This window comes from Wolbachia endosymbiont (group B) of Scrobipalpa ocellatella (assembly GCF_964188425.1).
GTDB lineage: Bacteria > Pseudomonadota > Alphaproteobacteria > Rickettsiales > Anaplasmataceae > Wolbachia.
Map to the genome: position 1 here is coordinate 460647 of NZ_OZ077190.1, position 13617 is coordinate 474263.

Below are 13617 nucleotides of genomic sequence, written 5' to 3' on the forward strand. Positions count from 1 at the left end.
TTAGCACAATTTCAGTAGCAGATTGCTTGCTATTATTTTTAGTATAACGTTGATGACCCTTAAAAAGCTTAACCTACACTTAGTGTCAGATTCAAGTGGTGAAACTGTTATATCAGTTGCAAAATCAGCCCTGAAACATTTTCGTTCTGTAGAAACTATCGAATATGTTTGGTCTTTTGTAAAAGGAGAAGAGCAGATCGATAAAATTCTGGAGGAAATTGAGAGAAAAAGTGATGAGCATAACTTTGTTATATGCACTATTACTGATGATGGGCTCAGAAAATATCTAAAAGATAATTGTATCAAGTTAAAAATTCCATATCGAGCAATATTATCACATATTATTAGAGAAATCTCATCCTATCTTGAAATTGAAAAGGATGAAAAACTTGACCTGTATACTGAAATAAATAACGAGTATTTTCAGCGTATTGAGGCAATAAACTATACCATCAATCACGATGATGGACAAAATATTCAAGATATTGATAAAGCCGATATAATTTTGGTTGGAGTTTCACGCACATCAAAATCTCCCACCAGTATGTATTTAGCTTACCGAGGCTATAAAGTTGCAAATGTTCCTTTTGTTAGCGAGATACCCTTTTACGTCGACTTAGCAAAATTAAAAAATAAACTGACTATAGGAGTAACAATAGACGTAAGAAGGCTAATAGAAATACGCAAAAATAGACTGACTTCAATTAATAATGAAGGTAATAATATATATGCTGACCCTAGAAAAGTAGAAAAGGAAATTAAAGAAGCAGAGGAGTTCTTTAAGCAAAATAACTGGCCAATTATTGATGTTACGCAAAGGTCGATCGAAGAAGTATCAGCAACAATTATACAATATTTTAATAAAATTTAATCAATTGACTAACTCGCTGTAAGTGATAATAATGTAAGGTAATTCTATTCTTACTGTAGATATGAAAGTTAAAGGATCGCTAAAATCTCATCGTAACAGAGATAAAAATTGTAAAGTTGTGAAAAGGGGTGGTAAGGTTTATATTATAAATAAGGTAAAGCCAAGATGTAAAGCGCGTCAAGGTTCTTAGCTTTTTGTTTTCCTTTTTATGTCATATGTTTTTCATATGGAAGCATGGTTAGAAAGAAACAAAAACTGTTGCATAGCACTGCCCATTTCTTCTCTTACATTATATTTTGGTATTAACATGATTACAGGCAGACGTGGCTTGTTAACATTAATTAACTTAAAAAAAAGAAATTAATTACGTGCGTCAACAAGTCCATGAATTTTAGTTCCACCCTAAGCCCTCTTGAGCTTGAGAATTTTTTCTATATATAGGCTGAGCATGAATGACATCTGATCATCAATTATGCAAATCTTGTTGTGCATACTTAAGTCATTTTGCCAAAATTCCCTTTTTGCATCACCTTTTAAACCTCTTGTGTATACTTCTGTAATTGTGGTAAATTTTTGATCATTGGCAGCCACTTCTCCACACTGCTTCCATACATATTCTCAACTTCTTCTCGCTTTTACTGTGTATTCCTTTTGTGCTCTTTAAAACGGTACCTTCTATATATATATTTATTGTCATTAGGCTAAGTTACCGCTTTTTTTCCATTTTTATACTTCCTGCCCTTGATTAATTTGACCTGCTAACATTTTGTTTACAGGGCCTGCTATTAACTCTGCACAATTTATTCTTATGGTAAAAACTTCTTCTTCACTCTTATTTTTCCTTAACTTGACGCATATGGTTTGTTAAATACTCCCGTCTGTCAAGGAATTTCTACTCATGAAGGTTATGGCTTGGAAGATTACTGAAATTTTGAAAAATGTAGTCTACTTCTATATTCAAATATATCAAGCAGTAATTCAAAATTAGCTATTGTACCTTTTGCACTATTATATGCAAGGTTGAGCAATTCTCTGTCCTCATATAAATCAGCAAATTTAAACTCCATGCACCCTGATTGTTTTGTGCCTAGAATATCTCCGCTACCCCTCAGCATCATATCCTTTTCAGCAATATAAAATCCATCTTGTGACTCACACATAATCTTTAACTTTGAATACGAACTTTTACTGAGATTGTCATATAACAGTACACAAAAAGACGGTTTATTTCCTCGTCCTACTCTACCTCTTAACTGATGTAATTGCGATAACCCGAACTGCTCTGCATTCTCTATAATCATAATAGTTGCATCTGGTACATCTATGCCAACTTCTATCACAGTGGTTGCAACAAGCAGAGAAAATTCATTTCTCTTGAAGGAAAACATCACTTGATCTTTCTGCTCTTGAGTTAGTTTTCCGTGTATTATTCCGACTCTATCAAAAAATGTCTTTTGTAGTTCCTGAAAGCGCATTTCTGCTGCGGCAATATTGAGTTCTTCGTTTTCTTCTATGTATGGACAAATCCAATATGCTTTTTCGCCTCTATTTATAGCATTTTTCAGTCTTTGAATAATATCTGATACTTTTTTAACGTTCATAATAACGGTTTTTATTGGCAATCTAGATTTTGGTTTTTCCCTTAAAATAGAACATTCAACATCACCATACATAGCTTGCTGCAAGGTTCTTGGAATGGGAGTTGCAGTAACAAAAAGTATATCGGTATTTTCTCCTTTTCCTACCAACCGATTCCTCTGTATCACTCCAAATCGCTGTTGTTCGTCTATGACTGCGAGTCCTAAATTTTTAAATGTAACGTTAGCTTGAAATAATGCATGAGTACCAATTACTATATTTAAAATACCACTTGCAAGTTCGTTCATAATAATCTTTCTTTCCTTGCGCGCAGTTTTACCGGTAAGCAAAGCAACTTTTATATCAGTACAAGATAGAGCTTCTTCGATCCAATTATAATGTTGCTCAGCCAAGATAGTAGTTGGTGCCATTAGAGCTGCTTGCATGTTATTTTCTACCACATTCAGCATCGCAAAGAGTGCAACTACAGTTTTGCCACTCCCAACGTCACCTTGCAGCAGACTTACCATGCGGTATCTGGATTTTTGTCTTTCTGAGATTTCATCTATCGCTCGAATTTGATCATTTGTTAATTGGAACGGTAATTCATTTAAGACCTGCTCTTTGTATTTACTCAATATTATAAATTCTTTTCCCTCTTTTTTTACATGATTTTCCCTTGCAAGCTTTAGTGCCAACTGGTACGCAAATAGCTCATCATAAGCAAGTCTTTCTCTGCAAACTTCTGCTTCTGCGAGTGAGCTCGGTCTGTGCAATCTTATGATGCTTTCTTTCCAATTCAGCCATTTCTTTTGCTTGATTAATGTTTCATCTATCCACTCTGGCAAATCAGGCAAATCTTTTAGATTAGAACTTATTATGTTTCTAATGCTCTTGTTAGTAATACCGCGACATAATTGGTAAACTGGCTCTATGCAGGCTATTTCTTTAAATTGATTGATATCAGATAACATATAATCTGGGTGAGTAATTTGCCAATGTTCGGCAAACTTTTCAAGTTTACCACTGATTACTATATCTGTTCCAACTGGAAATAATTTATACAAATATTTAACTGAGTAATTAAAAAAAACTATAAATAAATACTGACTTTCACTTTCAACGATTATTTTATATGGCCTACCTCTAACAGTGGGGCGCTGGTGCTCATACACTTTTGCCATAAAAGTTGTAAATTCTCCTACTTGAGCATCAGGTAGTGATTTACTTCTATCCACATAACTGAGCGGCCTATAAAACAGCAAGTCCATTACTCTGTCTCCACCGCAAAGTTTAGGCAATATTGCGGAATGAAACTTTGGTATATTCTCAATTTTACTATTTAGAAAAGTCAGCACACTTGACTGCTCATCAACATTCATACTGTGTAAAACCGTTTATTCATAATAGAGCCTTACTAAAATCCTGTCACCCTATTATGACTGTCTATGTTAAGTATATTATTGACATATTAACTATTTTTATGTATTATTATACTATCAGCAATTCATATCAAAGTATTAACAATGAACAACTCTACACAGGAAAAAAATGAAAATCCAGTCGTTACACTAAAAGCTCAGGCAGAAAAGTTTGATTTCAGTAAGTTAAGAGCTCCAAGAGATAATAAAGAAGCAAATTCTGGTGAAGCTATATATAAAGATTTTGACAGAATGGACTTTGTTATTAAAGACAGAAATATAGACAAAATCTTAATTAAAGCGCTGGTAAACAGAAATAAGGAAGGATTTGATAAGATTTGGGAAGAATATTGTGAAGATCCGGAAATCCCTAGTGATAAAAAAACTGATCAATATAAAGAAGAGATTAAAAGATTTTACGATTTAGGCAAAGAACACACGCATCTATTACCGAAAGAAGGAGATAAAAACAAGAGTTATCGTGCATTTGCAAAAGAAGTTTTTAAGGAAATATTTGAATATGCCAACGCTCAGGTTCCAAGTGACTCTATCTTAGAGGAATTGGTTACCAATTGTAATCAGGCAGGGTATGAAGCTGGTGTATTTATAGAATCTCAATTTGCACTTAGCCAACATTCATTGAAAATACTCTCACCTAAAAAAGTTATAAATATCTATTATGTTGACCAAAATAATGTGAGTGTTAGATCTGATATGACATTACCAATACTCTCCCAAGAGAGTGATGTTCAATTAGGTGACAAGGTATGCGATCTATCCAGCTCACTAGAATTTACACTTGAATCTCAAGATGGGAAAGATGATGTGATATATAAAGATGGCAAATTGTCACTTACTGTGCCTAGAAAATTGAGAGATTACAAAATTGATGGCAGAAGTTTATTTGATACCATTAAAGAATATTTCTACAAATTCTGCGAGAAGTTAGGATTCAAGTTTGAAGTAGAAATAGAACACAATTTTGAAGGAGAAGATTCTTTATATGAAGGTGAGGAGTATAACTTTGAGGGAGAACGTCTTGTGTTTCAAGAACAACCTCAAAACTATATAGAAGATCCAGATGTGGATCCTCTTAATAAAAAACGTGAAATTTCACCTTGATAATATGTACTAGACGCAACTTAATCTGACAGAAAAACTAATGTCAATCTCTATGTTTGATGCTACTAATATTTTTCTAAAAAGCAATATGCTTGCTATCAAGAAAAGTCTGCATAGCAATATTTACCTAAATGAGGCCTTGTCTCAATTCCTAAATATAGCTGTGATTTTCTGGTTTATCATAGCCCATATCAGTCAAAATGCGCGATAATAGCACCATCAAAGAAAGATATATTAAAAAGATTAGCGGCAGTAATTGCAGTTTTCTCTGTTTGCCATAGCAACTCTTGAGTAGGTATCAGTAATAATGATAATCTATATATCTGCTATAAAACCTCGAGATCCGTAGAATAGGGCTGACTAAGGTTCTCATACATTCCTGTATGCTGAGAACATAAAAGCTCTTTTGATTCTATTCCTAAATCCTCAAGTATTTGCTCCTGTTCAGCTATAAGTTCTAATAGCCCTGTTCCACTTTCACTTACTTCACTTCGTTCAAGACACATAAGTTCTGTTAACTCTGCTATGTCTTCTCTAGAAAGCTGATTTTTTTCAGAAAAAGTTGCTTCACTCATATGGTCCTCTTTTTGATATAAAGAGTATCTTATACAAGAGAATAACTAAAATAATCTAAACTCTTGTGTCATATTTGTAGCTTGGTGTAGTTATATGGTACATTTCAGATAAGAGTACTGATTATCTAATTGTAGGAGAAGACCTAGTCAAAATATAAAAAAGCAGTGGAATTTGGGGTGGTAAATTCAGAAGTGTCTGAATAACTGTGTGAACTAAGTTCGGAGGAGAATAGTATCAAGAAAGGAGAAAATTATATGGTCTTACCTTTATTGATGTATTAATTGAGAAGAGTTCTTAAAAGTTAATGTTTTGTTAGTTGTTTCATACTAAAATAGGCATATATAAATAATTAGGAGAATGTTATGCGGTCTAATTCCAATTCACTTAATAAATACGGATATGTATCTGATGCAAATGGATTGTCTCACCAACAAATGGGAATGTATGATGATTTAGGAAGATATGAAGTTGCTGATGAAGATATGATGTACCAAAAAAACTATGGTATTATTGGTGATAGTTTAAAAAAAGTAACAAATCTGACTGGAGATACAGCAAAGAGTATAGCAGATTACCTTATTAAACCTGTTAGTGATCAGGTTGCAAAGCAAATCGTTGTTCCATTAGGAACGGAGATTATAAGTAAAATTGTCGTACCTATTACAAAGAAAGTTGCAGAACAAAATCAAGACATGATAAAAGAGCTAACAGATAAACTCATGGTTCGCGTGGAAGATTTTGCTCGGTTACAAATAGAAAAATTAAAAGAAGACGTAAAGCAAGAGATAACATCAATACCAGGTAAAGTTTTAGAGAAGATAAAACCTTCTTCATGGCTTCCATGGAAAGCAGAAAGTTTGGATGAAGCTTATTCTGACACTTATGTACCAAATGATATAGATGAATTTGCATGGTAGAGCTTCAAGGTTTAGCAAAATGTTTTTTGGTTTATATTCGCTTGAGGTTAACATCATTGGCCTTAAGCTTTTTTTAATGCTAAATGATCTTACTGTATATCTACAAATTCTTCCTGTGATTTTCAACTCTAGAGGTTATGCTTAAATTATAATATCTACCAAAAAAATAGTCATTTTGCTTGGATATTTGATATAATTTAGATCTATTAAAGCAAAAGCATGAATGAAGTAATAACATTTGGTTGTCGTCTAAATTTCTACGAGAGTGAGTTAATCAAAGAAGCATTAAAAAAAGCAAAGAGAGAAAATGTTGTTGTAGTGCATAGCTGTGCAGTGACAAACGAAGCAGAACGCCAAGTGAAGCAAAAAATACGTAAGATCTATAAAAACGACCCAAGTAAAGAAATTATCGTAGTTGGCTGTGCCGTTCAATTAGATCCTAAATCATATAGTGATATTCCTGGTGTAAGTAAAGTGCTAGGTAATCAAGACAAGCTAAGAGCTGAAAATTATCTACTAAATAATGATGAAATCTTAGTCAGTGATAACCAAGTAGAACCTATTCTCATTAATGGATTTGAAGATAAATCAAGGGCATTTATTGAAATTCAAAATGGTTGTAATCATAGTTGTACATTTTGCTCAATTACTGAGGCAAGAGGAAATAATCGATCTGTGCCAGTAAACAATATTATAGAGCAAATTAAGATTTTTATAGAAAATGGGTATCAAGAAGTGGTGTTTACAGGTGTTGATATTACTGATTTTGGTACAGATTTGTTTGGTAAGCAATCACTCAGTTCAATGATTAGAAGAGTTTTAAAGGATATACCACAGTTAAAGAGACTAAGACTTTCCTCTATTGATGTTGCTGAAGTTGATGATGAACTAATGGATTTAATAGCTAATGAGTCAAGACTTATGCCTCACTTACACTTGAGTCTACAGTCTGGTAATAATTTAATACTAAAGAGAATGAAACGTCGTCACAATAGAGAACAAGTGATAGAATTTTATCATAAAATGAAGAGCTTAAGACCTAATATAGCATTTGGCGCTGATATTATTGCTGGATTTCCAACAGAAACTGATGAAATGTTTCAGGATACAGTTGATTTACTGAAAAAAATAAATGTAGTTTATCTACATGCTTTTCCATATTCAGAGCGGAAAAACACACCTGCTGCACGGATGCCACAAATATCAGAGAATGTACGTAAAGAACGAGTAAAGCATCTAAGAGAAATAAATAAAGAAATGATGAGCAGTTTTTATCAATCTTTGCTCGGCACTGAGCAAAGCGTTTTGGTTGAGCAGAATAATATTGGTAGAACAGAAAATTTTGCATTAATAAAACTTACATCAAGAGTTCAAGCTAAAAGTATTGTGAAAGCTCATGTTAAAGGAATAGAAAATAATTGTTTAATTGGAAATATTATTTCTTAATTTTTGTACATTAAAGGAATATATGATATAGTAGTTATACTATAAGTGATAATTCATTTATGATAATTAGAATATCTATTGCTTTATTTTTCATCTTCGTTCCGTGTGTCTATTTTTTTATTACTTATATCAGTAACAATACACACATTGAGCAAGTGCAGCCCTTAAAATTAGAAACGGACAATAATGAAAGTGTGATACATTCTGAAGAAGTTACTGAAAAAGAAGTGCCAATAAAATGTCAAGAACTTGAAAGTAGTTCACCTTCTGTTTTCCAAGTAGCTAATCAGAAAAATATATGGCCAAGTATTGCAGATCAAGCTGAACCTACAAAGGAAAAATCAAAAAAACTTGATTTCTATGTTAGTGCTAATGGTGGTAAGATATATTCTGATAGCTCAGAAGTATTTGTGGAGGGTATACGTGCAATAGGAAAAAGAATTCTTGCTTTAGCTGAGGGCCGTTATGGTGGTTTTCTTTTAGACCTATTCTTAGGAGATGAAATTAAAAACATAAAAAAATTTAACGGTAAAATTGATTTTCAGTGGCTTAGCAGCATATCTGTAGGTTACTATGCTGGAGAAAATGGCCGAGTTGATTTTGAGACCATGTATTCTAAAGTCAATATTGAAGATAGTAACTCTCCTCCGGTATTTGATAAATCAGCAAGTGTATCTGCATTCTTATTAAATTTTTACTATAACCCTAATGTTCAAAATACTCAATTTGCTCCGTATATTGGTCTTGGTATAGGATCAACAGTTTTTAGATTAAAAAGGATTGATAAATCATCTAAAAATTTAATGCCACTGAATGTTCCTTGGCTTGTTTATCAAATAAAGCTTGGTGTTGATTACTCAGTAATTCCAGAAGTTAAAACCTTTCTCGGCTATCGTTACTTTAATATTCCAACACCTATTGCAGACGATATATCCACTCATAATATTGAAGTTGGTTTGATGTTTAATTTTTAGTAATAATATCTTTTCAATTCTAATATCCTGATTTCCATTCAGAAATTTGATAAATCTATCCATATCTTTAATCTTATGGCCATATCCTTTGTGATAGCCTGAAGATGGTTTCTGTTTCTTTTTTCCTTTTCTTCCACAAATATATTGGTTTTATGCTCACTAAATTGGTGAGCATGTTACAACGTTTTTGACGACGAAAAGACTGGATAGCTACTTTCATGACAACCATTTAGTTGTCTTTTCTCGTCTATCTTATTTTGTCACTCTGCTGAACAGATACTAAAGTACTAGCTTTTGTGGGTTGATGCACAATTCTATCAGAAGTTTTGTGACTATAATTGCAGAAAACATCGAGCATAAAACTCCTATCGATAAAGTGATAGAAAATCCTCTAATTGCTCCGCTACCAATAATGAACATTATTCCTGAAGCAATTAGTGTAGTGAGGTTTGAATCAAGAATTGTTTTTATTGCGTTTTTAAATCCTTCTTCAATGGCACGAGCTGTTCTTTTTCCTGCTCTTATTTCTTCGCGGATGCGTTCAAATATTAAAACATTTGCATCCACTGACATGCCAACAGTTAGCGCAATTCCAGCAATTCCAGGGAGAGTAAGAGTTGCTTCAAGTAAGGTAAGAATGAGTAGTATAGAGATTACATTAAAAACGAGTGCAACAGACGCTAATAAGCCTAATTTGCCGTAAGTAATGATTATAGATAAACCAACGGCTATGATAGAGATTATTGCTGCAATTTCTCCTGCTTTTATTGACTCTTCTCCAAGGCTTGGACCAATGTTTTTTTCTTCAATTATTTTAAGTGGTGCAGGTAGTGCACCTGATTTTAAAAGTATTGCAAGTTCACTCGCTTGTTTTTCAGTGAAATTACCGCTAATTTCTCCCTCTCCATTTAGAATAGGTTCACGTATTGTTGGTACAGTTAAGACTGTGTTATCTAAAACAATTGCAAAAGGCTTTCCTACATTTTCTTTAGTAATTTTTGCAAATTTTTTACTTGCTATGCTGTCGAATTTGAAATGTACTGTTGGTTTACCTAAATTGCCAAATCTAACTGATGCGTTAACTAATGAATCACCGCCTATTTCAGTTTTGCGGAATATCGGGTAGGAATTACCCAAAGAATCCTTGAGCATAATCGTAGTGTCATGATCGATATCTTGCATTTTAGCTACATTGGTGTTTGCCAAATGGAAGGCCAGCTTGGCTGTTTTGCCAAGCAGAGATTTTATCTGCTGAGTGTCTTCTACTCCAGGAACTTGGACTAATATCTTATTTTGTCCTTGTTTTTGCACACTTACTTCCTTAGTACCAAGCTTATCTAAGCGTCTTTGAACATTAACTATTGACTCTGAAACTACTTCATTGATTAATGAATTCTTATAATGCGGTTTATATGAAATGAAAATTGCAGTATTTTTTCTACTCAATTCTAAATTTGGGTTTATTTTATGTATTAACGTTGAAACTTTTTTGTAATCATCAATATTATTTAAAGTTACAACCACTTGTTTATCGTTTTTTGCGCTAAATTCAATCTTTTGTGTTAACAGACCTTCTTTTATTTCATCGGTTAGCATGCTTAGTTTCTCTTTGAAGTAAAAATCTAAGTCTACATTTAGAAGCAGAGATGATCCACCTTTCAGGTCAAGCCCTAAATTTATTCTCTTTTTTGAGGTAAAGAACTTATTATCAATAAAATTTGGCAGTATTATATATAAGGACAGCAAAAAAATTAGTAACACTGAAAGAGATTTAACTATTATCTTGTTTGGCATAAATTTAAACTATATTAGTGCATTGTAGACCGAATAGTTGCTAATCACAAGCACCTAAAAGATTAGGACCGCCTAAAGCCCTGATCTATAATTGATGGTCTGCGTTTGTTTTTCTAAAATATCATTATAAATCCATGAATGAGGTTCAGAGGTAGCTTTAAGATTCTCTATTTGTTTATTTTTTCTAATGCTATCAATCGGAAGGTAAATGCATAAACCAAGTATTGAGAAAGTAACTATGGTAGCTGGTATGTGAATAGCAAGAAATTCACTATAACTTGGATCTTTCCAACCGAGAGGACTAGATAGAGAAGGATGAGAGGAAAATCTGGGAATTGCTACTACTGCACTTAATGCTGTTAGAATAATAGCGACAGTAGTACATACAAGAGGTAAAATATTCTTTTTATTAAATCTGCCATTAGAATCTTTTAAAATATCAAACATACATACTCCTAGATTACTAAATGTTCGTGATACTAAGGGCTAATTGTAAAATGTTCAATAACTAAATTGGAGATAATAAAAAATGGGCATAGAATATAGACATATAATATGAAGGATATATGCTAGTTAAAATAGGTACGAGAGGAAGCGACCTTGCGCTCATCCAAGCTTTGGAAGCAAAACAAAGATTATTAGAGTCTTTTCCTAATCTATCCGTTGAGATCATTAAAATCAAAACTTCTGGTGATAAGTATGTTAATGTAAATCTTGCTGAAATAGGAGGTAAAGGACTGTTCCTCAGGGAGATTGAGGCTGAATTACTCAAAAATAATATAGATATGGCGGTTCATTCGCTAAAAGATGTACCTGCGTTTTTCTCGAAGGACTTAACAATTCCTTGTGTTTTAGAGAGGCTAAGTCCATGTGATGTATTTATTTCTCATAAATATAAGAGCCTAAAAACTTTGCCACAGCAGGCTACAATTGCAACTTCTTCAATAAGAAGAAAAGTTCAGCTGTTAAATCTCAGGCCAGACTTAAATGTAGTGCCACTGCGTGGAAATGTGACAACTAGACTGCAAAATCAGAATTTTGATGGAATGATTTTAGCTGAAGCAGGGCTGATAAGATTAAAAAAATATCACTTAATTACAGAGGTATTGCCACCAAAAGTCATGTTAAGCGCAGTAGGGCAGGGGACAATTTGCATTCAATGCCGAAAGAATGATATAAAAGTTATCGATCTTTTAGAGAAAATTAATAATAATATGTCTTTTATAAGGGCAAAATCAGAGCGCAGTTTCATGAAGACAGTAAATGGTTCATGCTTTACACCGCTTGCAGCTTTAGCAGAATATGTGAGTGAAAACATGCTACATCTTTATTGTATGTTAGCGGGCGAGAGAGTTATATACTTTACTGAACGCACTTCGTTTGTAGAAGATGCAGAAAAAATGGGTATGGATGCAGGATTAGAGTTAAAATCAAAATGCTTATAAGCTTACCTAAAGTATGTGGAATCTACCGTTATAATGTTTCAATGTCTAAAATGACTTGGTTAAATGTTGGTGGCCAAGCTGATGTACTATTTAAGCCACGTGACATTGAAGATCTAATGTGCTTGATAAAAGATGCGGAGTTACCAATTAGCGTTATCGGTGCAACATCCAACATAATAATTCGAGATAGTGGCATTCGAGGAATAACGGTGAAATTAGGTAAGGAATTTGCGTATATTAAATGTAAAGATAATAGCTCCATAGTTGCAGGTGGTGCTGCACTGCTTAGTAACCTTGCCTACTTTGCAGGGGAACAGCAAATTAGTGGGCTTGAGTTTCTTGCTGGAATTCCAGGAACAGTTGGCGGTGGAATAGAAATGAATGCAGGTGCATATGGTAGTGATATTGCGAGTGTTGTAAAATTTATAAGGGCAGTGAATCTAGAAGATGGAAATTTATATGAATTCTCCAGCGAAGAAATGGGATATTTTTATCGTGGACATAGTCTAAAAGGCAGGTGGATTTTTATTGAAGCTGAATTTAAAGGAGTAAGTTCAGAGTATGAGCTTATATTGCAAAGATTGAAAGAAGTTATTGATAAAAAAAATAAAAGTCAACCAGTAAGAGGAAAAACTGCTGGTTGTATATTCAAAAATCCAATAGGCTGCAAGGCATGGAAACTGATTGATGAATCTGGCTGCCGAGGATTAGATAATGGTGTAGCTAAAATTTCTAAGAAACATTGTAATTTTCTACTCAATTACAATAATGCAACTGCACTTGACTTAGAAAACCTTGGCAACAGAGTAAAAGATGCAGTAAAAGATAAATTTAACATTGAACTTGAGTGGGAGATAAGGGTTTTGGGTAGGTAACTTCTAACCTTCTCTAATATGACCTATTTCAATTGAGTACACTTCAATTTAAGTCCAAGGTACACTATTTTGCGAGGATAATTTATGCTTCCTTTGAAGAAAAGCATTCTTTTATTTTTTCAATTACCGGCTCTATAATGTAGTGATTTATTTTCTTAATCATAGGTTCTACAATCATATTTCCAACAATAAGGCCTGTAATTGGGGCAATAATTCCTATTGTCGCACCCATCAAAACTGCTGATCCTGTATTTAACATTACACCAGGAAAAATAGCACCTATAGCTGCACCAAGACCAATCCCGATTGCAGTGCTAGTAACGCCCATACAAAATATAGGGAAAATGCATTCTCGATTTACTTTATCTTCCTTATAATCACAATATGTAAGGTATGCGATAGATAATATTGTAGAAACAGCAGCAATAATTCCACCTATAATGGAAGGTGATAAAATTGCGAAACTTGGACCAAGACCTACAAGCACTCCTATTGAAATATTCATTCCCATTAATATTCCAACAAGGATTAACTCTTCTTTAGTTTTTTTATCCATACCCCTCCTTAACACTTAATTAATAATAAAATGTTACTCATC

The 13617-nt window shown here is 33.3% G+C and carries 14 protein-coding genes; 8 read left to right on the top strand and 6 right to left on the bottom strand.

Annotation, left to right across the window (positions count from 1 at the left end; genetic code table 11):
* The first annotated feature begins 52 nt into the window (after positions 1 to 52).
* Both AB3210_RS02095 and ykgO read left to right on the top strand, forming a co-directional pair.
* Complete coding sequence (locus AB3210_RS02095) at positions 53 to 871, top strand: pyruvate, water dikinase regulatory protein (protein WP_052265033.1); 819 nt, start codon at positions 53 to 55, stop codon at positions 869 to 871.
* A 61-nt stretch (positions 872 to 932) separates the two neighbouring features.
* Positions 933 to 1061, top strand: a complete 129-nt coding sequence (gene ykgO / locus AB3210_RS02100; protein ID WP_006015378.1) for a type B 50S ribosomal protein L36 — start codon at positions 933 to 935, stop codon at positions 1059 to 1061.
* A gap of 212 nt (positions 1062 to 1273) precedes the next feature.
* Here ykgO and AB3210_RS02105 read toward each other — a convergent pair whose 3' ends face one another.
* Together AB3210_RS02105 and recG are read right to left on the bottom strand one after the other, a co-directional pair.
* Entirely contained in the window at positions 1274 to 1462 is a 189-nt protein-coding gene (locus tag AB3210_RS02105; protein WP_007301926.1) for a hypothetical protein, read from the bottom strand.
* A gap of 329 nt (positions 1463 to 1791) precedes the next feature.
* Positions 1792 to 3831, bottom strand: coding sequence for an ATP-dependent DNA helicase RecG (recG, locus tag AB3210_RS02110; RefSeq protein WP_052265032.1), 2040 nt, complete (start codon positions 3829 to 3831; stop codon positions 1792 to 1794).
* A gap of 144 nt (positions 3832 to 3975) precedes the next feature.
* On the opposite strand from recG, the gene AB3210_RS02115 reads away from it, so the two are divergent.
* Complete coding sequence (locus tag AB3210_RS02115) at positions 3976 to 4992, top strand: hypothetical protein (protein WP_230609260.1); 1017 nt, start codon at positions 3976 to 3978, stop codon at positions 4990 to 4992.
* Positions 4993 to 5318: 326 nt separating this feature from the next.
* Here AB3210_RS02115 and AB3210_RS02120 read toward each other — a convergent pair whose 3' ends face one another.
* Complete coding sequence (locus AB3210_RS02120) at positions 5319 to 5567, bottom strand: hypothetical protein (protein WP_007301923.1); 249 nt, start codon at positions 5565 to 5567, stop codon at positions 5319 to 5321.
* Positions 5568 to 5930: 363 nt separating this feature from the next.
* Between AB3210_RS02120 and AB3210_RS02125 the strand changes: the two genes are divergently transcribed.
* The 3 genes from AB3210_RS02125 to AB3210_RS02135 all read left to right on the top strand — a co-directional run bounded on the left by AB3210_RS02125 (position 5931) and on the right by AB3210_RS02135 (position 8905).
* Positions 5931 to 6485: a hypothetical protein gene (locus AB3210_RS02125; RefSeq protein ID WP_007301922.1), complete on the top strand. Its 555-nt coding sequence runs from the start codon at positions 5931 to 5933 to the stop codon at positions 6483 to 6485.
* 219 nt (positions 6486 to 6704) lie between these two features.
* Complete coding sequence (mtaB, locus tag AB3210_RS02130; protein ID WP_052265031.1) at positions 6705 to 7931, top strand: tRNA (N(6)-L-threonylcarbamoyladenosine(37)-C(2))-methylthiotransferase MtaB; 1227 nt, start codon at positions 6705 to 6707, stop codon at positions 7929 to 7931.
* A 59-nt stretch (positions 7932 to 7990) separates the two neighbouring features.
* Positions 7991 to 8905: an outer membrane protein gene (locus AB3210_RS02135; protein WP_052265030.1), complete on the top strand. Its 915-nt coding sequence runs from the start codon at positions 7991 to 7993 to the stop codon at positions 8903 to 8905.
* 279 nt (positions 8906 to 9184) lie between these two features.
* Here the strand turns inward: AB3210_RS02135 and secD are convergent, their stop codons facing one another.
* Positions 9185 to 10699 carry a protein translocase subunit SecD gene (secD, locus tag AB3210_RS02140; protein WP_012481842.1) on the bottom strand — a complete coding sequence of 505 codons (1515 nt, stop codon included), beginning with the start codon at positions 10697 to 10699 and terminating at the stop codon, positions 9185 to 9187.
* A 72-nt stretch (positions 10700 to 10771) separates the two neighbouring features.
* Entirely contained in the window at positions 10772 to 11146 is a 375-nt protein-coding gene (locus AB3210_RS02145) for a hypothetical protein (protein ID WP_007301917.1), read from the bottom strand.
* A gap of 119 nt (positions 11147 to 11265) precedes the next feature.
* Here AB3210_RS02145 and hemC point away from each other — a divergent pair, with 119 nt between their 5' ends.
* Together hemC and murB are read left to right on the top strand one after the other, a co-directional pair.
* Positions 11266 to 12144, top strand: coding sequence for a hydroxymethylbilane synthase (gene hemC / locus AB3210_RS02150; RefSeq protein ID WP_052265029.1), 879 nt, complete (start codon positions 11266 to 11268; stop codon positions 12142 to 12144).
* Positions 12135 to 13019: a UDP-N-acetylmuramate dehydrogenase gene (gene murB, locus AB3210_RS02155; RefSeq protein WP_012481841.1), complete on the top strand. Its 885-nt coding sequence runs from the start codon at positions 12135 to 12137 to the stop codon at positions 13017 to 13019. The genes hemC and murB overlap by 10 nt, the downstream gene beginning before the upstream one ends.
* An 82-nt stretch (positions 13020 to 13101) precedes the next feature.
* On the opposite strand, the gene AB3210_RS02160 is transcribed toward murB, so the two are convergent.
* A complete protein-coding gene (locus AB3210_RS02160) occupies positions 13102 to 13575 on the bottom strand; it encodes a glycine zipper family protein (protein ID WP_007301914.1) in 474 nt (157 codons plus the stop codon).
* Between the last annotated feature and the right edge of the window lie 42 nt (positions 13576 to 13617).